We start from the raw sequence: 23,728 nt of genomic DNA, 5'->3' as shown, positions 1-23,728 counted from the left end.
TCAACTTTCGATTCCGGCGATGGCGCGGGCGAAATCGCGCGCGGTGAAGGGCGCGAGATCGTCGACGCCTTCGCCGACGCCGATGAAATGCACCGGCAGTTTGAATTTCTCCGCCAGCGCCACCAGGATGCCGCCGCGCGCGGTGCCGTCGAGCTTGGTCATCACGAGGCCGGTGACCCCGGCGGTGCGATGAAAGGCCTCGACCTGCGACAGCGCGTTCTGGCCGACGGTGGCATCGAGCACCAGCAGCACCGCATGCGGCGCGGTGGCGTCCACCTTGCGAATGACACGCACGACCTTCTCGAGCTCGTTCATCAGCTCGGCCTTGTTCTGAAGCCGGCCGGCGGTGTCGATCAGGAGCACGTCGATGCTCTGCTCCTTCGCTGCCGTCAGTGCGTTGAAGGCGAGGCTTGCCGAATCCGATCCTTGCGCGCCGGCGATGACCGGCGTCTTGGTGCGCTCACCCCAGACCTTGAGCTGCTCGATCGCCGCCGCGCGAAACGTATCGCCGGCGGCGAGCATCACCTTGCGGCCTTCGGACGCGAACTTTTGCGACAGTTTGCCGATGGTGGTGGTCTTGCCGGAGCCGTTGACCCCGACCACGAGGATGACGAACGGCTTTTTCGCTGCATCGATCTCGAGCGGCTTCGCGACCGGTACGAGCACCTTCTCGACTTCGGTCGCGACTACGTCCTTGACCTCGTCCGCCGAGATCGCTTTGTCGTAGCGCCCCGCGCCGACGGCGTCCGCGATCCGTACCGCGACTTGCGTGCCGAGATCGGCGCGCAGCAGCACGTCCTCGATGTCGTCGAGCATGGCGCGGTCGAGCTTGCGCTTGGTGACGAGGTCGGCGACCGCAGTCCCGAGCGAGGACGACGTGCGCTTCAGCCCGTTGGAGAGGCGGCGCCACCAGCTCAGCTTGGGGGTCTCGGAGGTATCGTTCATGGCGGGGGTGTGTTAGCCGTTCCGACGATTAAACGAAAGTCTTGCAATTGCTCGATGTTCCCGAATTGACCGCCGATGAAATCTTAGGCCGCGTGCTCCATCGCGACGGCTTGATGCTGGTTATCGACAAGCCGGCCGGCCTGCCGGTGCATCGCGGCCCCAAGGGCGGGGCGAACCTCGAAGCCTCCTTCGACGCGCTCCGCTTCGGCCTGCCGCGACCGCCGGTGTTGGCTCACCGGCTCGATAAGGATACCTCCGGTTGCCTCGTGCTTGGCCGCCACCGCAAGGCGACAGCCTCGCTTGGCCTGCTGTTCAAGCACGGCAAGATCGGCAAAACCTACTGGACCGTGGTCGAGGGCGGTCCTGCCGAGGACGAAGGCAGCATCGACATGCCACTCGGCCGCCTCAATGCCGAGCGCGGCTGGTGGCAGAAGCCGGATCCGGAAGGGCAGAAGGCAATCACGAATTGGAAGGTCATGGGCCGCGGCGCGGGCCTCGCCTGGCTCGCCATGGAACCGGTGACCGGACGGACCCATCAATTGCGGGTGCATTCGGCCGCGACCGGCTGGCCTATCGTCGGCGATAACATTTACGGCACCGGCCCGCGCTTCGGCGAGCCGCGCCTGCACCTGCATTCCCGCGAGATCGTGGTGCCGATCTCCCGGAACAAAGAGCCGATCCGCGTCGTGGCGCCGGCTCCGCCCCACATGCATGAGCGCCTCCGCGCCTGCGGATGGAACGGGGAGTAAACGCCCGTCTTTGCCCGGTCCTGGACCATGGTTTACGAAACGTTCAGCGCTCGGCTCTAATGATAGCGGTTGCTTAGAACAAGCTTTTCGTAACCGCTCAGGACGAGCAGCGCGTGATGTCCAAGGCCGAGCTATCGATCGTCGACGAGGTCGAATCCGCGATACGGATGGGCTCGCCGGAAAAGGGGCTGGAGACGGCCCGGCGCGTCACCGACCTGTTCCTGGCTTCTGCCGGCAGTTTTGACGACGAGCAGATCGCGCTGTTCGACGACGTGCTCGAGCGCCTGATCGGCACCATCGAGCTGCGCGCCATCGCCGACATCGGCGCCCGCGTTGCGCTCGCCGAGATCAGCGCGCAGCTCGCGCCGATCGCGCAGGCGCCGCCATCCGTGATCCGCCGCCTCGCCAACAATGACGAGATCCGTATCGCCGGACCCGTGCTCCAGGAATCCGCCCGCCTCGATGATGCCGAGCTGATGAAGATCGCCTCCAGCAAGGGCGAGCCGCATCTGCTCGCGGTCGCCGGCCGCTGGTGGCTGAAGGAGATCGTCACCGACGCGCTGCTGGCACGGCGCTATCCCAGCGTCAGCCGGCGGCTCGCGGCCAATCCCGGCGCCCGCGTCTCCGGCAGCGGATTTGCCATCATCGTCGGACAGGCCGAAAGCGATCCGGAGCTCGCAATCAGCGTCGGCGTCCGCGTCGATTTGCCGTCGGAGCTGCGCCGCCGATTGCTGCGTTCGGCGAGCGACGCCGTGCGCACCCGCCTGTTGTCACGCGCGCCACCGCATCTGTTCGAGGAAATCCAGAGCGCGATTGCCGCCGTCACCGTCGGCGTCGAGCGCGAGATGTCTGGCGTTCGCGATTTCGAAGGCGCCAAGCGGGCCATCGCAAATCTGAAAGCGCACGGCCGGCTCAACGAAGCGACGCTGCTTGGCTTCGCCACACAGCGGCGCTACGAGGAGACCGTGGCGGCGCTTGCAGCGCTGTCTGAATCAACCGTCGAGGTGATTCGCCCGCTGATGCAGAGCCTGCGCGACGACGGGCTGCTGGTGCCGTGCAAGGCCGCGCAACTCGGCTGGGACACCACCGCCGCCGTGCTCGAAAGCCGTTACGCGACGGGCGCGATGAAGCCAGCAGATCTCGCGCGGGCGCAGGGCCATTTTGCGAGAATGACGCCGGAGAACGCGCGGCGCACGCTGCGGTTCTGGCAGGTGCGGGCGTTGTAGACTCTTCCCCTCTCCCCTTGCGGGAGAGGGTGCCGCGCGAAGCGAGGCGGGTGGGGGGTCTCTCTCCGCGCATGACTCTCTCAATGCGAGTGCGCTGAAGCAACCCCTCATCCGGCGCTTCGCGCCACCTTCTCCCGCAAGGGGAGAAGGAAGAAAGCAGCGGACTATATGGTCAGCCGCTCGCCATCACTGCCAACAATCCTCAGCGACACCACACTTCCCACCCGTTCGCCCGCAATCGCCACCGGCAGATAGTGTTCCGTGCGTCCCTGCCCTTCGCTCTCGATCAGCACCTCGCGCGTCGTGCCGATCTCGGCTTGCAGCCGCTGCCGCAACGCCGCCTCGCCAACTGCACGCAGCCGCCGCGCGCGCTCCTTGATCGCGCTGCCCGCAACCTGCGGCATCCGCGCGGCCGGCGTGCCGGGGCGTGGCGAGTAGGGGAAGACGTGCAGGAAGGTGAGGTCGCATTCCTCGACGAGATCGAGCGAGCGCGAGAACATCTCCTCGGTCTCGGTCGGGAAGCCCGCGATGATGTCGGCGCCGAAAATGACGTCCGGGCGCAGGCGACGCACCTGGTCGCAGAACGCGATCGCATCCTGTCGCGAATGCCGCCGCTTCATGCGCTTCAAAATCATGTCGTCACCGGATTGCAGCGACAGGTGCAGATGCGGCATCAGACGCGCATCGTCGGCGATGGCATCCAGCAGATCGTCATCTGCCTCGATCGAATCGATCGAGGAGATGCGCAGGCGCTTCAATTCCGGCACGTGCCGCAGGATCTGCTTGGTCAGCATGCCGAGCTTGGGCGTGCCCGGCAGGTCAGCGCCGTAGCTGGTGAGGTCGACGCCGGTCAGCACGATCTCGGCATGGCCGCGCCGGGCCAGCGCCCGCACCTGTTCGACCACCGCGCCCATCGGCACCGAGCGCGAGTTGCCGCGGCCGAACGGGATGATGCAGAAGGTGCAGCGATGGTCGCAGCCGTTCTGCACCTGCACGAAGACCCGCGGCAGGCCGGTTGCAAAGCCGTCAACGAGATGCGGCGCCATCGCCTTCACCGCCATGATGTCGCTGACGGCGACCTTCCCGCCGGCGCCGATGTCGAATGCATCGCGCGCATCGCGCCATGCGGACGAGCGCAGCTTGTCGTCATTGCCGACGACGCGATCGACCTCGGCCATAGCGGCGAACATCGCGGCTTGCGTCTGTGCCGCGCAACCGGTGACGACGATGCGGGCCCCGGGCCGCTCGCGTTTCAATTTGCGGATCGATTGGCGCGCCTGCGCCACCGCCTCATTGGTGACGGCGCAGCTGTTGATGACGATGGTGTCGGAGAGGCCTGCACTCTCCGCCTCGCGGCGGATCACCTCGGCCTCGAAGGCGTTGAGGCGACAGCCGAAGGTGACGATGTCGACGGCCATCAGCCGACCGGCGCGAACAGCGCCGGATCGAAATTGCCTTCATATTCGAAGGTCGCGGTGCCCGTCATCAACACATGGTCGTCGCGCTCGCGCCATTCGATGCCGAGCTTGCCGCCGGGCAGCGTGATCTCGACATCGCGATTGGCTCGCTTCAATCGCGCCGCAGCGACGGCCGTGGCGCAGGCCGCCGAACCGCAGGCCTTGGTAAGGCCGGCGCCACGCTCCCAGGTGCGGATCGTGATGTGCTCGCGATCGACGATATGGGCGAGCGTGATATTGGCGCGCTCGGGGAAGATCGGATGGTTTTCCAGCAGCGGACCAAAACGCTCGAGATCATAGGCGTTGACGTCCTCGACCCAGAAGATCGCGTGCGGATTGCCCATGCTCACCACGGAGGGCGAATGCAGGATCGGATTGTCGATCGGCCCGATCTGCAACTCGATGTAGCGGGTGTCGCGGAACTCTTCCGCCAGCGGGATGTCCTGCCAGCCGAACTTCGGCGCGCCCATGTCGACGGTGTAGAGGTCGGGCGCGGGGCCCTGCCAGCAATTGAGCAAGCCCGCTGCCGTCTCGAATGTCGCGGTGGTCTGTCCGCTCTTCTCGAAGATGCGGCGCACCACGCAGCGCATGCCGTTGCCACAGGCGCCGGCCTCGGAGCCGTCATTGTTGTAGATGCGGATGAAGGCTTCGGTGCCGGCCAGCCGCGGCTTCTGCAGCACCATGAGCTGGTCGTAAGCCACGCCGCCGTTGGCGGAGGCCACCGCCCGCGCGTCGTCCGGCGTCACGCGGCTTGCGGAATCGCGCATGTCGACAACGACGATCTCGTTGCCGATGCCGTTCATCTTGGCAAATGCGTGGTTGGCCAGCGCGCTCATGAAAATTCCCGAATTTCGCCCGTCTTATATGGCGATCCTTGCCGGCTTGGCCAGCGGTTTACTGCGAAGCGCCGAGCAGGTCGGCCATGACGCATCTGTCATGGGACGAATTCGGCGCTCGCGTGTTAGAACTGCGCCGTTCGCGCGACCGGGAGGCGCGGCCGGGTGCAGGACGGATTTAGGCCTTGGGACACAAGGTCTTGGGGAGAATAAAATGATCAGGTTTCGTCGTCTCGCTTTGGCCGCGCTGATCCCGGCAGCGGCCTTGTCGTTTGGCCTGTCCGGAGTTCTGGCGCAAACACCGAGCCCGGCGCCCGCCGCATCGGCAAGCCCCTCGCCGGCGCCATCGGCTTCACCATCCCCTGCCGCGAGTGCTTCGCCTGCGCCGGTGGCAACGCCCGCGCCGGCGGCCAGCGCCTCACCCGCTGCGACGCCCTCGCCCGCAGCCAGCGCCTCACCCAGCCCGTCGGCGCCCGCGGCAGCCGCCACGCCCGCCCCGGTGCAGACCGCCGATCCCTTTGGCCTCGAGACCATGCTCGAGCCCAAGAAGGTCGTGATGGTCAAGGGCACTGCCAATTGGGATTCGGCCTTCGACACGCTGATCGACGCCTTCAAGGCGCTGAACGCGCTGCTGGACAAGCAGGGCATCAAGCCATCAGGCAATTCGATGATCGTCTATACCTCCACCGACGACACCGGCTTCACCTTCCTCGCCGAGATCCCGGTCGAGCAGGATCCGAAGAACCTGCCCAAGGATATGAGCATCGGCAAATCGCCGGAGGGCAAGGCGTTGAAATTCGTCCATCGCGGCTCCTACGACAACATGGACAACACCTATGAGGCGATCACCAATCACCTCGACGACAAGAGGCTGGAAGCCAAGGACACCTTCATCGAGGAGTACCTCACCGATCCGCTGAAGACGGCCGAGGACAAGCTCGTGATCAACGTTTTCGTGCCGCTGAAGTGAGAATGATGAAAAAGCCTGCCCTCCTTTTGACGTCCCTTGTCGCCGTCTTCGCCGCCACGCTGGCGGACCCCGCACGGGCCGACGATTTTCCGTCCGTCATTTCGGTGAGCGGCGAAGCTAGGATTTCCGTGGCCCCCGATCTCGCGCAGATCGATGCCGGCGTCGCCAACGACGCCAAGTCGGCGAAGGAAGCTTCCGACGCCAACAACGCGGCGATGGGCAAGGTGCTGCTGGCGCTGAAGGGCGCCGGCATCGCCGAGAAGGATTATCAGACCTCGCGCCTGTCGCTGCAGCCGCAATACGGCCAGAACAAATCCACCGGCGCCTCGCCCGTGGTCGGCTTCCGCGCCTCCAATCGCGTCACCGTAAAAATTCGCGACGTGACCAAGGTCGCGGGCATCATCGACACGCTGGTTAGCGCCGGTGCCAACGACATCGGAAATATCTCGTTCGAGGTGACGCAGGCCTCAAAACTACTCGATGATGCGCGCGAGCAGGCGGTCGCCGATGCCCGCCGCAAGGCGGAGATCTACGCCAAGGCTGCTGGCGTGACGCTGGGCGCGCCGCTCAGCGTCACCGAGGGCGGCGGCCCGGTGCCGCTATTCAAGGGCCGCATGGCAGCGGCTCCGATGGCCGCACCCGCCGCCGTTGCACCGGGCGAGGAGACGCTGTCGGTGACGGTGAATGTGAGCTGGGCGATCAAGCCGGGGCAGTAAGCGCCGCAAGAGGCAGGCTGCCAACACAATCTCAGCCGTCGTCCTGGCGAAAGCCAGGACCCATTACCCCAGGGCGTAGTTTGGGCGCGAGCTGGCAACAACGCGTCTTCGTCAAACCACTCTCTGCGGTAATGGGTCCTGGATCAGCGCTCGCTCCGCTCGCTTGTCCAGGACGACGAGTTTTATGCTTGGAGAGAGTTAAATCTCCACCACCTGCCCGGGCATCATCGCCACGAACCGCTGTTGCGGGATCTTCGCGGCATCCAGCGCTTCGACCAGCGCCTTCGCCGGCGCATCGATCGCCTCATCCGTCAACTGGAACGTGCCGTGATGATGCCCGAGCGCCTCCTGCGCGCCGCAATCCGCGAGCGCTTTCACGGCATCTTCCGGATTCATGTGCTGGTCGCGCATGAACCAGCGCGGCTCATAGGCACCGATGGGGAGGATCGCGAGCCGCAGTGGCCCATGCTTCTCCGCGACGCGTCGAAAATGCCTGCCATCGCCATAGCCGGAATCGCAGACGACGTAGATCTTGCCGGCCGGCGTCTCCAGCACGAAGCTCGCCCATAGGGCCTTGTTGCGATCGAACACGCCGCGCGCCGTCCAGTGCCGGGTCGGGACCAGATGCACGGCGATGCCGCCACCGAGCTCGACGCGGTCGTGCCAGTCGAACCCTTCCACCTTGATCGCGGGATCGGAGCTGCGCATCGTGACGTCGTTGCCGAGCGGGGTGACGACGCGCGGGGCAAAATTCTTGGCGAGCCGCGACAGCGTCGCAATGTCCAGATGATCGTAGTGCCCGTGCGAGACCAACACGACGTCGATCTTCGGCAAATGATCGAAAGAAATGCCGGGATCGTTGTGCCGCTTCGGCCCGGCCCAGGCGACCGGCGAGGCCCGCATCGACCAGACGGGATCGACCAGGATGTTGAGACCGCCGGCCTGGATCAGCCAGCTGGCGTGGCCGACGAAAGAGAGCCGCACCTTGTCGCCGTCGACACGCGCCGGCGGGGTGTCGGCGTGTGGACTGGGGACCCAATCCGGCCATTTCGCGCGTTGCCGCTTGCCGCCGAATTGCCAGCGCAGCACCTCTCGAAGCGATTTCGGCGGTGCACCGTCGGGATCAAAGAAGTGCAGGCCGTTGAAATGGTCGGAGGCGGGACCGCCATAGGTTTTCATGCGGGACATCCAAAGGGACGGGACACCGACCAGCGCGCCGGCACCGGCAAGCAGTCCGAACAGGCGACGGCGGGTGATCGGCACGACCGGCTTTTAGGGATGGTAGCGGAGAAAGGTCATCGCCTTCTATATGGGCGAAGCCCTGGGAAAAGGAACCGGCAGCCGAAAGGGCTCTATTTTCAGGATCTTGCCCTGGCAGGACCGTCCCGACACCCTAACTTTCCTTGACTTTTGGGCGTGAGCGGCGTTTAACCCCGCCACTTTCTCGGAAAGGCTTTCTTTTCGACCCGCCGACTGGCCCTGGAGGCCGGAGGTCAACGCCCGACAGCGCTGTGCGCCCTCGGGCGCAAAGGTGTTTGGACTTTCTTCTCCCTCGCCCCGCTCTTGCGGGGAGAGGGTCGGGGTGAGGGGCTCTCTCCGCGTGTGATGCGCGTAGATGGTCCCGTACCCCCTCACCCGCCGCGCAAGTGCGCGGCGACCTCTCCCCGCAGGCGGGGAGAGTAAAAAAGGACAACGGCATTGTTCGACAATCTGTCGGAACGGCTTGGCGGAATTCTCGATCGTCTGACGGGGCGCGGTGCGCTGACCGAAAAGGACGTCGATGCCGCGATGCGCGAGGTGCGTCGCGCGCTGCTGGAGGCCGACGTCGCCTTGGAGGTTGTGCGCAGCTTCACCGAGCGCGTGCGCGAGCAGGCGATCGGCGCCACCGTCGTCAAGTCGGTCACGCCCGGCCAGATGGTGGTCAAGATCGTCCATGACGAGCTGATCAACACGCTCGGTGCCGAAGGCCAGACCATCGACGTCAATTCCGTGCCGCCGGTGCCGATCATGATGGTCGGCCTGCAAGGCTCGGGTAAGACCACCACCACCGCAAAGCTCGCCCGCCGCCTGGTCCAGCGCGACAAGCGCAAGGTGCTGATGGCCTCGCTCGACGTCTACCGCCCGGCGGCGATGGAGCAGCTGGCCGTGCTCGGCCGCGATCTCGACATTCCGACCCTCCCGATCGTGACGGGCCAGCAGCCGCCGCAAATCGCCAAGCGCGCGCTGGAAGCCGGCAAGCTCGGCGGCTACGACATCGTGCTGCTCGACACCGCCGGCCGCACCACGCTCGACGAAGAGATGATGGCGGAGGCAGCCGCGATCAAAGCCGCGGCCAACCCGCATGAAGTGCTGCTGGTCGCAGACAGCCTCACCGGCCAGGACGCGGTGAATCTCGCGCGCTCGTTCGATCAGCGCGTCGGCCTCACCGGCATCGTGCTGACCCGCGTCGATGGCGACGGCCGCGGCGGCGCCGCGCTGTCGATGCGCGCGGTCACCGGCAAGCCGATCAAGCTGATCGGCACCGGTGAAAAGACCGACGCGCTGGAAGACTTCCATCCTGATCGTATCGCCGGCCGCATCCTCGGCATGGGCGACGTGGTCTCGCTGGTCGAACGCGCCGCCGCCAACATCGACGCCGAGAAGGCCGCGCGCACCGCCGAGCGCATGCGCAAGGGTCAGTTCGACCTCAACGACATGCGCGAGCAGCTGTTGCAGATGTCGAACATGGGCGGCATCAGCGGGCTGATGGGCATGATGCCCGGCATCTCCAAGATGAAGAACCAGATCGCGGCCGCTGGGATCGACGACAAGATCCTGAAGCGCCAGGTCGCGATCATCGATTCCATGACGCGCGACGAGCGCCGTCATCCCGACCTGCTCAAGGCCAGCCGCAAGAAGCGCATCGCTGCGGGTTCTGGCCAGAGCGTCGAGCACGTCAACAAGCTCCTGAAGATGCACCGGAACATGGCCGACGTGATGAAGGCCATGGGCTCGGGCAAGCGCGGCCCGCTCGCCGGCATCGCACAGGCGATGGGCTTTGGCGGCGGCATGAAGATGCCGTCTCCCGAAGAGATGAAGGCTCTTCAGGAAAAGATGCAGAGCGGCGGCGGACAGGGCCTGCCCAATCTGCCGAAGGATCTCCCTGCGGGCTTGCGCCAGGGCCTACCGAACCTTCCTGGTCTGACCGGACTGAGCGGCAAGCCGACGCTGCCGGGCCTCGGCGGTTTCCCGGGCAAGAAGAAATGAGGAATTCGTCGCGGGGGATCGCAAGCATCCCGCGCAACGCGGAATATCAATCAACCGAACAAACCGTACTTTGAAGGAGAACTGAATGTCCGTCGTCATCCGCCTCGCCCGCGCAGGCACCAAGAAGCGTCCCGTCTATCACGTCGTCGTTGCCGACTCGCGCTTTCCGCGCGATGGCCGCTTCATCGAGCGCCTCGGCTATTTCAACCCGCTGCTGCCGAAGGACAACGAGGCGCGCCTCAAGCTCGACATGGAGAAGGTGAAGGCCTGGGTCGCCAAGGGCGCGCAGCCTTCGGACCGCGTGGCGCGTTTCCTCGACGCTGCCGGCGTCAAGAAGCGCGAGGCGCGCAACAACCCGCAGAAGGCCGTGCCGCGCAAGGAGCGCAAGGCGCAGGCCGAAGCCGCCGCGAAGGCGTAAGGCCGGATCATGTCGGCGCTGGTCTGCGTCGCGCGGATCGGCGCCGCGCATGGGGTGCGCGGTGCGGTCAAATTGTGGACCTTCACCGAAGATCCCTTTGCCATCAGACGCTACGGTCCGCTGCTGTCCAAGGACAGCAAGCGCCAGTTCGAAGTAGCATCGGCGCGCGAGGCCAAAGATCATCTGGTCGCGACCTTCAAGGGCATCACGACCCGCGATGAGGCCGAGCGCCTCAACGGCATCGAGCTCTACGTTCCGCGCGAAAAGCTGCCGGCGACCGACGAGGGCGAATATTACCACACCGACCTGATCGGGCTCGCCGCCGTCACCACTGACGGCGAGCCGCTCGGCCGCGTCGTCGCGATCCAGAATTTCGGCGCCGGCGACATCATCGAGATCGCCCCGCCCAAAGGCCCGACGCTGCTGCTGCCGTTCTCCAACGCGGTGGTGCCGGAGGTCGATATCGCCGGCGGCCGTGTCGTGATCGCGCTGCCGCAGGAGATCGAGGGCGAGGACGAAGGCGAAGTCCCTCCTCCGGGTCGTCCCGGCCTAGTGCGCAAAGCGCACGGGAGCCGGGACCCGTAACCACGAGACGTGGTTTTTGGCTAAGCTGGTAGCTCCGATCATCGCAAAACGAAGCGCGGTGGCTATGGGTCCCGGATCTGCGCTCCGCTACGCTGCGCTTGTCCGGGACGACAAGAACTGAGATGCAATGACCAACCCCTCACCCTGGCGCGCGACGGTGCTGACGCTGTTTCCGGAGATGTTTCCGGGGCCGCTCGGCGTGAGCCTGGCCGGCCGGGCGCTGGCCGCCGGGCTGTGGCAACTCGAGGCGCGGGACATCCGGGCCTCCGCCACCGACCGGCATCGGAGCGTGGACGACACCCCGGCCGGCGGCGGGCCGGGCATGGTGCTGCGGGCGGACATCCTGGCAGCGGCCATCGATGCTGCTCAAATCAGCCCGGAGCGGCCGCGCTTGCTGATGAGCCCGCGTGGTCGGCCATTGACCCAGGCCCGGGTTGTGGAGCTGGCCAGGGGCCCCGGCCCCCTGATCGTCTGCGGGCGGTTCGAGGGCGTGGACCAGCGGGTGATCGACGGGCGCGGCCTGGAGGAGGTCTCGATCGGCGATTACGTGCTGTCCGGGGGCGAAATCGCAGCCATGGCCCTGATCGACTCCTGCGTCCGGCTACTGCCGGGGGTGATGGGCAAGGAGGCCTCTGGAACCGAGGAAAGCTTTTCGGACGGCCTGCTCGAATACCCCCAATACACCCGCCCGCAGCTGTTCGAGGGGGCTCCGATCCCGGAGATCCTGACCTCCGGCGACCACGCCAAGGTCGCGAGCTGGCGGCGCGCTGAATCCGAGGCCCTGACGGCGGCCCGGCGGCCCGATTTGTGGGCCCAAATCCCGAGCAAGGCCCCGAATCGGGCCGGCCGCCAAAAAACGCCAAAAAACAAGACAGACGGGTGACAAACGCTTCGGCTTGCCTTATAGGAGCGGCCACATCCGCAATGGCTGGATAGACGAATTTCGCGCAGCCCCCGTTTCGAAGGCTGGGCGCGCCGATGGAGATTTACCCATGAACCTGATCAAGCAGCTCGAGCAGGAGCAATTCGACAAGCTGTCCTCCAGCAAGGACATCCCGGAATTCGCCCCCGGCGACACCGTGATCGTCAACGTGAAGGTCGTCGAAGGCGACCGCACCCGCGTGCAGGCCTATGAGGGCGTCTGCATCGGCCGTTCCGGCGGTGGCCTCAACGAGAGCTTCACCGTGCGCAAGATCTCCTATGGCGAGGGCGTCGAGCGCGTGTTCCCGCTGCTCTCCCCGATGATCGACTCGATCAAGGTGGTGCGCCGCGGCAAGGTGCGTCGCGCCAAGCTCTATTACCTCCGCAACCTTCGCGGCAAGTCGGCCCGCATCGTCGAGAAGCAGGACCGCCAGGCTGCCGTCGGCGAGTAAGCTCCGCCACCAGGCAAGTTCTAGAAAGCGCGGGGCTCGGCTCCGCGCTTTTTTGTTTTGCCCGGATGTCTGTACTCGTTCTCGTCATTGTGGGCCACCGGGTCCGCGCAAAGCGCGGCCCGATGACAGGCTCCGCGAAGCAATCCAGAATCTTTCCGCGGAGGACTCCGGATTGCTTCGTCGCAACAGCTCCTCGCAATGACGAATTCGAAGCTCTCGCGCTTTTACCTCTGCATGCTATATAGCTTCTAGAATGTTTCCAGATCTGACCAGCCTCGCCCCCGTCAAGCGCATCGTCATCGACGATCGCTCGCGGCTGCCCGGCCGGTTCTTCGGACGCTTCGCGACCTCGGCAACGTCAGAGCTTACGCGCGCAGCTCAAAAGCTGCGCTGACGATTTGTTGCCCGCGCGCCAGGCGCGCACATCCGCTTACACACATTCTTCGGAGCTTAAGCTCATGTCCAAGCCGACCACATTGTATGACAAGATCTGGAACGACCATCTGGTGCACGAAGCCGAGGACGGCACCTGCCTGCTCTATATCGATCGCCACCTGGTGCACGAGGTGACCTCGCCGCAGGCGTTCGAAGGCCTGCGCGCGACGGGCCGCAAGGTGCACGCGCCCGAGAAGACGCTCGCCGTCGTCGACCACAACGTGCCGACCACCGACCGCACCAAGCCGAATCCTGATCCTGAAAGCATCGAGCAGATCAAGGCGCTGGCCGAGAACGCCAAGGAATTCGGCATCGAATATTACAACGAGTTCGACAAGCGCCAGGGCATCGTCCACGTCATCGGCCCCGAGCAGGGCTTTACGCTGCCCGGCACCACCATCGTCTGCGGTGACAGCCACACCTCGACGCATGGCGCGTTCGGCGCGCTCGCTCACGGCATCGGCACCAGCGAGGTCGAGCACGTGCTGGCGACGCAGACGCTGATCCAGAAGAAGGCGAAGAACATGCGCGTCACCGTCGATGGCAAATTGCCTGAGGGCGTGACGGGCAAGGACATCATCCTGGCTATCATCGGCGAGATCGGCACCGCCGGCGGCACCGGCTACGTGCTGGAATATGCGGGCGACGCGATCCGCGCGCTCAGCATGGAAGGCCGCATGACGGTCTGCAACATGTCGATCGAAGGCGGCGCCCGCGCCGGTCTCGTCGCGCCCGACCAGAAAGCCTACGACTTCCTGCGCGATCGTCCGAAAGCGCCGAAGGGCGCGGCCTGGGACGAGGCGATGCGCTACTGGGAGAAACTGCGTTCCGACGAGGGTGCGCATTTCGACCATGAACTGCGCCTCGACGCCGCAAAGCTGCCGCCGATCGTGACCTGGGGCACCAGCCCCGAGGACGTCATCTCCGTGACCGGCATCGTCCCCGACCCCGACAAGATCGAGGACGAGGCCAAGCGCATCTCCAAGCATCGCGCGCTGAAATATATGGGCCTGACGGCGGGCACGAAGATCACCGACATCAAGCTCGACCGCGTCTTCATCGGCTCCTGCACCAACGGCCGCATCGAGGATTTGCGCGCGGCAGCGAAGATTGCTGAAGGCAAGACCGTTTCAGCGAACGTCAACGCCATGGTAGTGCCGGGCTCCGGCATCGTGAAGGAGCAGGCGGAGGCTGAGGGTCTCGACAAGATCTTCATCAAGGCCGGCTTCGAATGGCGCGAGCCGGGCTGCTCGATGTGCCTTGCCATGAACCCGGACAAGCTGAAGCCGGAAGAGCGCTGCGCCTCGACCTCGAACCGCAATTTCGAGGGCCGCCAGGGTTTCAAGGGCCGCACGCATCTGGTGTCGCCGGCAATGGCGGCGGCGGCCGCGATCGCCGGTCACTTCGTCGACGTCAGGGATTGGCGGTAAGCCGCTCCCTGCAATTGTAGCGATTACGGCAAACCGCCGTTAATCCGCGTCGCCCACATTCTCGTCCTCGCGACGGTTTCGCGAGGACGCAGCTGATGGCCAACAAGCCGGAATATGTCGATCTGATCAGCGAGGCCACGCGCCAGCATCGGCGGCGCGCGACGCCGCTGCGCGTCGTCTCCAAGCCCGAGCTCGAGGAAACCTCAAAGCTCAGCCGCTGGCCGCCGACGATGTTCAGGCAATGGAAGCTCGAGAACCTGATGCGGTGGAAATCCGCGTCGTGGAAGCTCAAGGATTGGCTTTAAAGGGCGCCGCTGAGGCGCCCTTTGCATTTCGATCGGGCTCACCAATAGCGGTACGGATAGTGCCAGCGAGGCCAGCGGCAGACGCGGCGCGGACCGTAATAGGTCCAGATGATCCGGCAGCGGCGCGGATAGTGGTAGTAGGGATAATAGCCGCCGTAATAATAGCGCCGGTGGAAGTGACGATAACCGTAATGGGGGCGATAGAACCCGTAGCGATGATAGCCGCCATAGTGACGAAATCCGCCGTAACGATAGCCACCGCCGTGAAAGGCCGGCGCGGCGCGGAAGCCGCCGCCATGGAAGCCGCGGCCATGGAAGCCACCAAAATGTCCGCCACCGCGGAAACCTCCGCCGTGAAAACCGCCACCATGTCCGCCGTGCCCGCCGCCACCGTGGCGAACCTGCGTGACAAGATCGTCGGCCGCAGCCTTCGTCGCGGGCGACGTCGCCGGATTGATCAAGGTGAGTGCTTCGGCGCGACGCGCGCTGCCGGCCGACAGCATCAATGTCGTGGCGGCCGCGATCCCGAGCAAGCGCATCGGGCTTGCCTTAAGATCCAATATCCTCAGCATGGAATCCTCCCTGAATCTGGACAGCGCAGTTGCGACGCGACGTCTTGGCCGCGCCAAACGCTGTTCAATTGCGGTCGCTCCCTAGATTAGACTGAGGAGAGCGATGTGAACGCCCCCTGAACGAACGACGCTGGGCTTCGCGATGCGACGCAGTGCCGCGAGGTAAGGAGTTTTTGGAAATGACAGTCTATGCGATTGCGCAATTGAAGATGACGGACCGCGCGGCCTATGACCGCTATCAGGCGCGGTTCTTCGACGTGTTCAAGAAGTATGGCGGCAAGCTGCTCGCCGCCGACGAACATCCGCGCGTGCTCGAAGGCGCATGGCCGCATGACAAGCTTGTCATGATGTCGTTCCCCGATGAGGCTGCGTTCTTCGCCTTCTCGAACGCGCCCGACTACGAGGACATCTCGCGCGATCGCAAAGCGGGCGCACAGGCGACGGTGCTGCTGGTCAGGGGATTTGCGCCCGCCGGCTAATGCGCCGGCGTCACCAGAAGGGTCCGTAGCCAAACACGAACGGGGCCGGCACGCCGTAGGGGTAGGGACGGTAGTAGACCGGCCGCGCGTAATAGCGTGGATCATGGCGTGCAGCAGGCCGCGCAATGTCATGGGCGCGCGCGTGTCGTCGCACATCGAAAACCGCGATCCCCGCGGAGGCCTCCGGCACCGTCACCCTTGGCGCCGCGGAAGCGCGAGGCAGGCCGGCGGCGAGCGCAACGGCAACAACGAATACGATCCATCTCGCCATGACGATCCTACAAGGCACCGCGTTGTTCGCCGGCGCAGGCCTCAGCCACGGCGCCAGTAGCAGCTCACACGCGGCACGATCACCGTGCCGCTCGGGCGGTATTCCTGCACATAGGTGGCGTTGCACACGCGGACTGCGTCGGGGCCGGGATTATAGCGCGGATAGACGCCGTCCGGGCTGTAATAGGGCGTGACGCGCAAGCGCGCCGGGGGCCGCCTGCGTGGCGGGGGAACGTCGTCCGGTGAGGCCGCCTGGGCGAGGCGAATCTCGGGGCCGGCGGTCTGGACTTGAGTTTGGGCTTGGGCGCCAACGCAAAACTGCAAAAACAACCCCATGCACAGTAGCGTCAGCGCTGTTTTCGCTCGCATTTTTCCGCCCACCCGAAACATTCCCATTCGAGGCCCCACGCTCCCCGTTTTGACGGCGCTCGTCAACCTCGCCGCGCTTATAAAGCGGGATGCATCGCCGCGGAACCCGCGCTAGTTTGCGCGAACCCATACCCACTTCGCTCGAAAACGCTTTAGAAGAGGCCCATGTGGACGGAATTGAAAGCGCCCTCCCTGGCCGAGATGGAAGCGACGGCGCATGAAATCTTCGAGCGCCTGCCGGCGGAGTTTCGCAGGCTCTGCGAGGGCGTCATCATCCGCGTCGACGACTTCCCGACCGAGGAGGTCCTGGACGAGATGCAATGCGAGAGCGAGTTCGACCTGCTCGGCCTGTTCCAGGGCATCGGCCTGCCGCAGCAGAGCTTTGGCGACGTGGCGCGGCTGCCCAACATGGTCTGGCTCTACCGCCGGCCGATCCTGGACTATTGGGCCGAGCACGACGAGACCCTCGGCCACATCGTCCGCCATGTCCTGATCCACGAGATCGGCCACCATTTCGGTCTGTCGGACGACGATATGGCCGCGATTGAGGCGCGGGCGGACTAGAGCGGGCCGGATTGATCGCGTCACCGCAGCGGCGGTGCGCTCCCTCCCCCGCTGCGGGGGAGGGCTGGGGAGAGGGTGTCTCCTCAACGGGACACTCCCCCAGAGGAGAGAACCCTCTCCCGCGCCCCCGGCGCGACCTCTCCCGCAAGCGGGAGAGGTGAAGTCCCGACGCCGCACCAAGTCCAGCCTCAACCCCCGCAAGCCGGAGAGGTAAGGCAGCCCTGCCGATTTCGGCCTAGGATTCGGGGCCCGATCGCGATAAACACCTGTTCCCCTAGACCCATCCGGGAAAGCGCAACCATGGACAAGTTCACCACGCTGGAAGGCGTCGCGGCGCCGCTGAAGATCATCAATGTCGACACCGACATGATCATTCCGAAGCAGTACCTGAAGACCATCAAGCGCACCGGCCTTGGCAAGGGGCTCTTCTCCGAGCAGCGCTACAAGGACGACGGCAGCGAGAATCCGGATTTCGTCCTCAACCAGCCCGCTTATCGCAATGCCAAGGTGCTGGTCGCCGGCGACAATTTCGGCTGCGGCTCGAGCCGCGAGCACGCGCCCTGGGCGCTGCTCGACTTCGGCATCCGCTGCGTGATCTCGACCTCGTTCGGCGACATCTTCTACAACAACTGCTTCAAGAACGGCATTCTGCCGATCCGCGTCAGCCAGGAAGACCTCGACAAGCTGTTCGACGACGCCGAGCGCGGCGCCAACGCGACGCTGACGATCGACCTGCCCAACCAGGAGATCCGCGGCCCCGACGGCGGCAAGGTCAAGTTCGAGATCGACCCGTTCCGCAAGCACTGCCTGATCAACGGCCTCGACGATATCGGCCTCACCATGGAGAAGAAGGCCTCGATCGACACCTATGAGGACAAGCTCAAGCGCGAACGCGCCTGGGCCTGAGATCGCGTTTCTGGTTCGAGCCCCGGTGCTGACGGCGCCGGGGCTTTTTCTTTGCTCTGACTATCCTTATAGCTCGCGCATGCTGCCCGACATCGTCACCTTCTGGCATGGCCCGATGGACGCCCTGCGCCAGACCTGTCTGCGCTCACAGTTGGCTGCCGGCCACAAGGTCACGGTCTACAGCTTCGACCCCATTCCCGGCCTGCCCGCGGGCATCGCGAACGCGGATGCCGAGGCGATCCTGCCGCACGCGTTCTCCGAAAGGCTGCGGCCGCCGCAGCCGGACGGCAGCTGGCGCGACTGGACCACGCTGCAGTTCAGCGACTTCTTCCGCATGAAGCTGATGGCGAACGACCTCGGCCTCTGGCTCGACGCCGACGTGCTGCTGCTGAGGCCCGTCGAGATCGATCCGGCAAAGCCCTATTTCGCCTGGGAGCGGCCGCGCCAGCTTGGCAATTCCGTGATCTACCTTCCGCCGGAGCACGGCATCGTCGCCGCCTTCGAGGAGCTGATGGAGCAGGAGGAGCTGACGCCGAACTGGCTGTCCGTGCGCCACCGCATCACCTTCATGATGCGCCGCCTGCGCGGCGGCTCGAACCGCCTCTCCGACATCCGCGTTGCGATCTATGGTCCGGCGGCGCTCACCGCACTCGCGCGCCGTACCGGCGAGCTGGCTTGCGCGCTGCCGAAGCAGTCGTTCTACGCCGTGCATGCCGAGCCAAAACTGTTCTTCGATCCCTCGAGCTATCTCGGCCTCGTCACCAACCCCGAGATCATTGGCCTGCACATCTCGCCCAAGGGCCGCGGCGGCGAAAAGCCGATTCCGGGGAGCCTGTATGCGTGGGCGGCGGAGCGGTTTGGGTAGTTGCCGCGGAGGCAGTGCGCTCCCTCTCCCGCTTGCGGGAGAGGGTTGGGGAGAGGGTGTGAACCTCCTCCGAATGAGTGGACACCTGTAGTAGGCTCATTGAGCCCGGAGGTGTCGAATGGAACGTCAACGTCGGTCATTTACCGAAGAGTACAAGCGCCAGGCCGTTGAGCTGGTGGTGTCGAGCGGTCGCTCGATCACGTCGGTAGGCAAGGAACTCGGGCTGCGCGACTCGGTGCTGCGGCGTTGGGTGGATAAGGCCGGGCAGCAGCCGGCATCGGCGGCGTGGCGCCCCACCACGCAGGCGACGCCGATGTCGGCGGACCAGGCTTCGGAGATCGCCCGGTTGCGCCAGGAGAACGAACGGCTGCGCATGGAGCGCGACATTTTAAAAAAGTCGATCGCGATCTTTGCCGGAACCCGGACATGAGCTTCCGCTTCATCGAGGACCATCGCGACGCCTATCCGGTACGATTGATGTGCGCCGTGCTCGAGGTCTCGCCGGCCGGCTATTACGCCTGGCGCGATCGCCCGGCGAGTCAGCGGACCAAATCCAATGCCACGCTGCTGGCTGCGATCCGGCAGGCCCATCACGACAGCAGCGGACGCTACGGCAGTCCCCGCGTCCATGCCGTGCTGCGGACGCAGGGCCGTGGCGCCAGCCGCGGCCGGATCGAGCGGATGATGCGCCGGCACGGTATCCGCGCCATCACGGCGCCGCCGCGCCGGGTGCGCACCACCGACAGCCGTCACGACCTGCCGATCGCCCCGAACCTGATCGCGCGCGACTTCACAGCGGAAGCCCCGAACCGCGTTTGGCTCGCCGATATCACCTACATCCCGACCGCGGAGGGCTGGCTGTATCTGGCGGCCGTCATGGATCTCTTCAGTCGAAAGATCGTCGGCTGGGCCATGCGGGATCACATGCAAGTCGAACTCGCATCCGCGGCGTTGACGATGGCCATCCAGCAGCAACGGCCGCAGGCCGGATTGATCCACCACTCCGATCGCGGCGTGCAGTATGCCTCACACGCCTATCGCGACGCTCTCACGGGCGCCGGCATCGTTGCATCGATGAGCCGCAAGGCCGATTGCTACGACAATGCCCCGATGGAGAGCTTCTTCCATACCCTGAAGACCGAGCTCGTTCACCATCGCGACTACCAGACCCGCGCCGAGGCCCAGCGCGATATCTTCGCCTTCATCGAGGGCTTCTACAACCGCACCCGGCTCCATTCCGCGATCGGATATATCGCCCCGATCGAGATGGAGCTAAAAGCCGCTTAAACCCGTCCACTTTTTCGGGGGAAGATCAGTGTCTCCACAATAAGAATCCCCAAGAGGATAAAGCCCTCACCCGGCGCGCCGGACGATGCTTCGCATCGCCCGGGACGCGCCGACCTCTCCCGCAAGCGGGAGAGGTTAAGCACCCCGAGCATCCAATTTGATCCAGCGCAACGCGCTCCTGCACCATTGTGCCTAATCTCGCTCCAATCCCACGACTCCAACGGAGCTTTCCATGAGCACCGCAAGCAGGCCCTATCCCATCGTCCAGGACCTCATCGAGTCCTTTGCCGGCTGGCTGAAGCATCGCCGCGAGATGAACGAGATGCGGCAGCTCGATCGCGCCGATTTCGACCGGATCGCCAGCGATCTCAGGATCGCGCCTGACGATCTGGAGGAGCTCGTTCGCCACGGCAAGCACGCCGCCGACGAATTGCCGAAGATGCTGGAGCAGCTCGGCATCAACGCCGAAGGGCTCGGCCGCGCACAGCCGCTGCTGCTGCGCGACATGGAGCGGGTCTGCTCGCTCTGCAACCAGAAGGGCCAGTGCGACCGCGATCTCGCCGACGGCACCGCCGCGGAGAATTATCACGGCTACTGCGCCAACGCCGCGACGCTGGAGTCGCTCGACCGCGCCGACGTCGCGCCGCACTGACGCCAGCGCGGGAGATCTCACTGGGGTGTACTTACTCGATCGAGGACGTGGAGGTCTGCTGCAGCCTATAGCAGACTCGTTCAGAGGTCCGAGCTGGGGCTCAAGGCCGACATCGCTATCCTATTCGATGGCCTCGTCGGGGCGGGCAGTTGCACCGGCAAGTCAGAAAATAGCGTTTCTCGCGAACCTCAGCGGCTACCCGGTTGCCGGCGGATATCTTCCAAAATACCGCGCATCGCATCGATCTCTTTGCCGAAGCCTGCCCAATCACCGGATTTCAACCGCTCCATGGCCTGGTCATAGTGCGTGAGCGCCTCCTGCGCGCGCGCTGCCGCGGAGGCTTCGGCGGGTGTTTCCGCGGTCACAGCCGACGCTGCCGGGGAAGGGCCGCTGTCCACGAAGAGTGCCGACAGGGCCTCGGCAAGCGTTTCCTTCATGACGACATGCTCACCATAGGCGGCAATCACTCGCTTGAGCTCCGGCAAATGTCCTTGCTCGGCCCGCAAATACAGCGGCGACACGTAGAGGATCGAATTCTCGATCGGGATCACGAGCAGATTTCCCCGGATCACCCGCGACCCCATCTGGTTCCACAGCGATATCTGTTGGGAGATCTCCGTGTTCTGATGAATTCGCGCCTCGATCTGGAACGGCCCGTAGACCAGCTTCTCTTTGGGAAATTCGTACACGATCAGCTTGCCATAGCCGGGCTCGTCGCAGCGCGCGGCAAGCCAAGCGATCATGTTGTCGCGACGGCTCGGCACCATCGGGATCATGATGAAGAACTCGGCTTGCGCCTCTCCGGGCAGCCGCATGATGATGTAATAGGGGGCCATGGTGGTGATGCCGTCCATTGAAGAGACGCCATCACCGGCCGGTTGACGCGGAAATTGCCAGAGGTCCTCCCGGTTATAGAAAACATCGGCAGCTTCCATGTGGTAGGTCTGGAAAAGTCGCGCCTGGATCAGGAAGAGGTCTTCGGGATAACGAATGTGCTTCTGAAGATCGGACGGCATGGCCGCGAACGGCTTGAACAGGTCCGGGAAGATTCGCTGATAGGTCGCGGCGACCGGGTCGGCTGGGTCCATCAGGTAAAAATCGACGGTGCCGTTATAGGCGTCGATCACGACCTTCACTGAATTGCGGATATAATTGAGGTTGTAGCCGGGCGCAGGCTGTGCGTAGGGAAAATAATCGCTGGTCGTGTAGGCGTCCTGCATCCAGAACATCCTGCCCTCGCTGACGACCAGATAGGGATCGCGATCGAGAGAGAGGAACGGGGCGATCGTGCCCACCCGCTTCTGGATGTTGCGCCGGATCATGATCCGGCTGTCATCGCCGATATAGTCTGACAGCAGCAGGTTCACATCGTTGAAATGGTGGGCGAAGATCAGTCTCCGCACCATGCCCGACAGCGGCACGCCGCCGGACCCGTCATAGGACGCGTAGGCGTTGTCCTTTCCCCTGGGATAATCGAATTCCGGCACGGTTCCCTTGACGATGACGTAGTCCTCAGTCTGCAGTCCGTAATAGATGCGCGGCTCGCGAATCGCGGGACCTCCATGTGCGACCGGAGGAATGTCGTCCAGATAGAGCAGCGGAAGTCCTTCGCCGCTCTTCTGGGTGACCGGACTCATCACCGCACCATTGCCGTGGGTGAACAGGATGTGGCGGTTGACCCAGGTCTGCGCGTTGGGTGGCAACAGCGCGGAATTCAACTCGCGGCCTGAGATCATCACGCTTTGGTAGGTATCGCCGAACCAGTAACGATCGACATCGAGGTCGCGCAGTTTGTAATAGGTGCGAATCTCCTGCAATTGAGCGTAAGTGTCGGCCAATGGTTGCCAATCCCACAGCCTTATATTTTCAATGGTAGCCTTGTTGGCCTCGAGCGCCCTCAAGGTCAGGTTCTGTTCCGCAGGGAACGGCTTCGGCACGATCCGATTGAGATTGTAGGCCTCCCGCGTCAGGGCAATGTTGCGTTCCATGTAAGGCCGCTCCCACGCCAGCTCGTTCGGCCCGACGTAGAAGCGCTGAAACACTGCGGGGATGATGCCCGATAGCAGGAAAGCGCCGCCGAACAGCAGCACAATCGCGGCGGTGGGGAGGCGGTAGGTACGCACCCACAGGTTCGCGCATGCCGCCACAGCGGCGACGATCGAAAGTGCAATCAGCAGCCACAGGACCGGCAGTTCCACATTGACGTCGGTGAAGCCTGCGCCGACCACCACGCCGTTGTCGCCGTACAGCAGGAGATAGCGGTCGAGACTGTAGGACCACGCCTTCACACCAAAGAAGAGGCCGAGAAGCCCCGAACCGTGCGAGATCGCCGCTGGTGATACTCGCTGCGCCCGGTCCTCGATGTCGCCGTGCACCCAGTAGATAAGCCCGGCGAGCAGCGCGCTCATGACGAGTGTCAGCAACGCCCAATTCTTGATGGCCACAAAGACGGGCAGGGAAAACAGGTAGAATCCGATATCCTTGTCGTACAAGGGATCATTGGTGCCGTAGGGCACTTGATAGATGAAGCGCAGAAAAGTGCTCCAGTTGCCGGCTTCTCCCCAGCCGACAAGCAGAGCGACGAGGCCGCTACTGGCGGCGATCATGCTGCGCCACCGCAGCCGCTCGCGCAGGAATTCAAGCGGATCGGGCAGCGCCGCAGCGGCCACAAGCCTCGGGTCGAAGGCCGCGGGCAACCGGGTTCGGCCCCCGGCAAGGCCAAGTGCAAGGCGCGCGTTCGCCCACAAGATGGCGGCGGTCGCCGCGAAAACGACGAGGAAGACGGCGGCTTTCGCGGCGATTGTGGTCCAGAAAACCTGTTCGTAGCCGATCGACGAGAACCACATCCAGTCGACCAGGAAGTCGCCGACGAGAGCGAGCAGGATCAGGCCGATTGCGGCGATGATGGCCGCGATGATGAATCCCACCACGGCGCTTCGCCCTGGTGCCTTCCGTTCGGGTCCGGAAATCCCGATCGTCATAGTAACATTATAGCAGAACGAGCGACGTGGCGCGCCTGTCACGGGGCGCCGCACCTGCTTTTTCCTCCGCAGTCCTAAAGCGGAATGGCTTT

The 23,728-nt window shown here is 64.5% G+C and carries 26 protein-coding genes; 18 read left to right on the top strand and 8 right to left on the bottom strand.

Annotated features, from left to right (window positions below):
- Entirely contained in the window at positions 1-945 is a 945-nt protein-coding gene (ftsY, locus tag LRP30_RS00825) for a signal recognition particle-docking protein FtsY (RefSeq protein ID WP_128930637.1), read from the bottom strand.
- A 47-nt stretch (positions 946-992) separates the two neighbouring features.
- On the opposite strand from ftsY, the gene LRP30_RS00820 reads away from it, so the two are divergent.
- On the top strand, positions 993-1,694 hold the full coding sequence (locus LRP30_RS00820; protein WP_164939826.1) for an RNA pseudouridine synthase: 702 nt from the start codon (positions 993-995) through the stop codon (positions 1,692-1,694).
- A 116-nt stretch (positions 1,695-1,810) separates the two neighbouring features.
- Positions 1,811-2,920 carry a DUF2336 domain-containing protein gene (locus tag LRP30_RS00815; protein WP_249759048.1) on the top strand — a complete coding sequence of 370 codons (1,110 nt, stop codon included), beginning with the start codon at positions 1,811-1,813 and terminating at the stop codon, positions 2,918-2,920.
- 164 nt (positions 2,921-3,084) lie between these two features.
- Here LRP30_RS00815 and mtaB read toward each other — a convergent pair whose 3' ends face one another.
- Positions 3,085-4,338 carry a tRNA (N(6)-L-threonylcarbamoyladenosine(37)-C(2))-methylthiotransferase MtaB gene (gene mtaB / locus LRP30_RS00810; protein ID WP_249759047.1) on the bottom strand — a complete coding sequence of 418 codons (1,254 nt, stop codon included), beginning with the start codon at positions 4,336-4,338 and terminating at the stop codon, positions 3,085-3,087.
- On the bottom strand, positions 4,338-5,213 hold the full coding sequence (gene dapF / locus LRP30_RS00805; RefSeq protein ID WP_249759046.1) for a diaminopimelate epimerase: 876 nt from the start codon (positions 5,211-5,213) through the stop codon (positions 4,338-4,340). Before dapF ends, mtaB begins: the two co-directional genes overlap by 1 nt.
- A 214-nt stretch (positions 5,214-5,427) precedes the next feature.
- Here dapF and LRP30_RS00800 point away from each other — a divergent pair, with 214 nt between their 5' ends.
- Positions 5,428-6,183 carry a GyrI-like domain-containing protein gene (locus LRP30_RS00800; RefSeq protein WP_249759045.1) on the top strand — a complete coding sequence of 252 codons (756 nt, stop codon included), beginning with the start codon at positions 5,428-5,430 and terminating at the stop codon, positions 6,181-6,183.
- Positions 6,184-6,188: 5 nt separating this feature from the next.
- Positions 6,189-6,899: an SIMPL domain-containing protein gene (locus LRP30_RS00795; protein ID WP_249761977.1), complete on the top strand. Its 711-nt coding sequence runs from the start codon at positions 6,189-6,191 to the stop codon at positions 6,897-6,899.
- Positions 6,900-7,097: 198 nt separating this feature from the next.
- On the opposite strand, the gene LRP30_RS00790 is transcribed toward LRP30_RS00795, so the two are convergent.
- Positions 7,098-8,162 carry an MBL fold metallo-hydrolase gene (locus LRP30_RS00790; protein ID WP_249759044.1) on the bottom strand — a complete coding sequence of 355 codons (1,065 nt, stop codon included), beginning with the start codon at positions 8,160-8,162 and terminating at the stop codon, positions 7,098-7,100.
- Positions 8,163-8,597: 435 nt separating this feature from the next.
- On the opposite strand from LRP30_RS00790, the gene ffh reads away from it, so the two are divergent.
- The 8 genes from ffh to LRP30_RS00750 all read left to right on the top strand — a co-directional run bounded on the left by ffh (position 8,598) and on the right by LRP30_RS00750 (position 14,691).
- Positions 8,598-10,145: a signal recognition particle protein gene (ffh, locus tag LRP30_RS00785; RefSeq protein WP_128942198.1), complete on the top strand. Its 1,548-nt coding sequence runs from the start codon at positions 8,598-8,600 to the stop codon at positions 10,143-10,145.
- 85 nt (positions 10,146-10,230) lie between these two features.
- Positions 10,231-10,563, top strand: a complete 333-nt coding sequence (rpsP, locus tag LRP30_RS00780; protein WP_035702960.1) for a 30S ribosomal protein S16 — start codon at positions 10,231-10,233, stop codon at positions 10,561-10,563.
- A gap of 9 nt (positions 10,564-10,572) precedes the next feature.
- The gene (gene rimM, locus LRP30_RS00775; RefSeq protein ID WP_249759043.1) at positions 10,573-11,148 is read left to right on the top strand and encodes a ribosome maturation factor RimM; all 576 of its coding nucleotides are present in this window, start codon (positions 10,573-10,575) and stop codon (positions 11,146-11,148) included.
- A gap of 127 nt (positions 11,149-11,275) precedes the next feature.
- Positions 11,276-12,031: a tRNA (guanosine(37)-N1)-methyltransferase TrmD gene (gene trmD, locus LRP30_RS00770; protein ID WP_249759042.1), complete on the top strand. Its 756-nt coding sequence runs from the start codon at positions 11,276-11,278 to the stop codon at positions 12,029-12,031.
- 109 nt (positions 12,032-12,140) lie between these two features.
- On the top strand, positions 12,141-12,521 hold the full coding sequence (gene rplS, locus LRP30_RS00765) for a 50S ribosomal protein L19 (RefSeq protein ID WP_249759041.1): 381 nt from the start codon (positions 12,141-12,143) through the stop codon (positions 12,519-12,521).
- 253 nt (positions 12,522-12,774) lie between these two features.
- Positions 12,775-12,915 (top strand): hypothetical protein, encoded by a 141-nt coding sequence (locus LRP30_RS00760; RefSeq protein WP_249759040.1) that lies wholly within the window; start codon positions 12,775-12,777, stop codon positions 12,913-12,915.
- Between the two features lie 64 nt (positions 12,916-12,979).
- A complete protein-coding gene (gene leuC, locus LRP30_RS00755; protein ID WP_249759039.1) occupies positions 12,980-14,386 on the top strand; it encodes a 3-isopropylmalate dehydratase large subunit in 1,407 nt (468 codons plus the stop codon).
- A gap of 95 nt (positions 14,387-14,481) precedes the next feature.
- Positions 14,482-14,691 (top strand): hypothetical protein, encoded by a 210-nt coding sequence (locus tag LRP30_RS00750; protein ID WP_249759038.1) that lies wholly within the window; start codon positions 14,482-14,484, stop codon positions 14,689-14,691.
- Positions 14,692-14,729: 38 nt separating this feature from the next.
- On the opposite strand, the gene LRP30_RS00745 is transcribed toward LRP30_RS00750, so the two are convergent.
- Entirely contained in the window at positions 14,730-15,263 is a 534-nt protein-coding gene (locus LRP30_RS00745) for a hypothetical protein (protein ID WP_249759037.1), read from the bottom strand.
- 179 nt (positions 15,264-15,442) lie between these two features.
- On the opposite strand from LRP30_RS00745, the gene LRP30_RS00740 reads away from it, so the two are divergent.
- Positions 15,443-15,742 (top strand): DUF1330 domain-containing protein, encoded by a 300-nt coding sequence (locus tag LRP30_RS00740; RefSeq protein WP_128942194.1) that lies wholly within the window; start codon positions 15,443-15,445, stop codon positions 15,740-15,742.
- A gap of 10 nt (positions 15,743-15,752) precedes the next feature.
- Here the strand turns inward: LRP30_RS00740 and LRP30_RS00735 are convergent, their stop codons facing one another.
- Together LRP30_RS00735 and LRP30_RS00730 are read right to left on the bottom strand one after the other, a co-directional pair.
- Positions 15,753-16,013, bottom strand: a complete 261-nt coding sequence (locus LRP30_RS00735; RefSeq protein WP_128944399.1) for a hypothetical protein — start codon at positions 16,011-16,013, stop codon at positions 15,753-15,755.
- Between the two features lie 41 nt (positions 16,014-16,054).
- The gene (locus LRP30_RS00730; protein ID WP_249761976.1) at positions 16,055-16,348 is read right to left on the bottom strand and encodes a hypothetical protein; all 294 of its coding nucleotides are present in this window, start codon (positions 16,346-16,348) and stop codon (positions 16,055-16,057) included.
- 198 nt (positions 16,349-16,546) lie between these two features.
- Between LRP30_RS00730 and LRP30_RS00725 the strand changes: the two genes are divergently transcribed.
- The 5 genes from LRP30_RS00725 (at position 16,547) to LRP30_RS00705 (ending at position 20,655) form a co-directional block, all read left to right on the top strand.
- The gene (locus LRP30_RS00725; RefSeq protein WP_249759036.1) at positions 16,547-16,945 is read left to right on the top strand and encodes a metallopeptidase family protein; all 399 of its coding nucleotides are present in this window, start codon (positions 16,547-16,549) and stop codon (positions 16,943-16,945) included.
- Between the two features lie 300 nt (positions 16,946-17,245).
- Complete coding sequence (leuD, locus tag LRP30_RS00720; protein WP_008539074.1) at positions 17,246-17,851, top strand: 3-isopropylmalate dehydratase small subunit; 606 nt, start codon at positions 17,246-17,248, stop codon at positions 17,849-17,851.
- Positions 17,852-17,930: 79 nt separating this feature from the next.
- The gene (locus tag LRP30_RS00715; protein WP_249759035.1) at positions 17,931-18,716 is read left to right on the top strand and encodes a hypothetical protein; all 786 of its coding nucleotides are present in this window, start codon (positions 17,931-17,933) and stop codon (positions 18,714-18,716) included.
- A gap of 118 nt (positions 18,717-18,834) precedes the next feature.
- Positions 18,835-20,003, top strand: a protein-coding gene (locus tag LRP30_RS00710) for an IS3 family transposase (RefSeq protein ID WP_249757655.1) whose coding sequence is annotated in 2 segments (ribosomal slippage) — positions 18,835-19,123 and positions 19,123-20,003 — 1,170 coding nt in all. Because the reading frame shifts where the segments join, the coding sequence is not laid out codon by codon here.
- A 232-nt stretch (positions 20,004-20,235) separates the two neighbouring features.
- Positions 20,236-20,655 carry a DUF6455 family protein gene (locus LRP30_RS00705; RefSeq protein ID WP_249759034.1) on the top strand — a complete coding sequence of 140 codons (420 nt, stop codon included), beginning with the start codon at positions 20,236-20,238 and terminating at the stop codon, positions 20,653-20,655.
- A gap of 188 nt (positions 20,656-20,843) precedes the next feature.
- Here LRP30_RS00705 and LRP30_RS00700 read toward each other — a convergent pair whose 3' ends face one another.
- Positions 20,844-23,636: a UPF0182 family protein gene (locus LRP30_RS00700; protein WP_249759033.1), complete on the bottom strand. Its 2,793-nt coding sequence runs from the start codon at positions 23,634-23,636 to the stop codon at positions 20,844-20,846.
- Between the last annotated feature and the right edge of the window lie 92 nt (positions 23,637-23,728).

Source organism: Bradyrhizobium sp. C-145 (genome assembly GCF_023375135.1).
Lineage (GTDB): Bacteria > Pseudomonadota > Alphaproteobacteria > Rhizobiales > Xanthobacteraceae > Bradyrhizobium > Bradyrhizobium zhanjiangense.
This window is presented reverse-complemented; position numbering and strand designations above follow the sequence as displayed.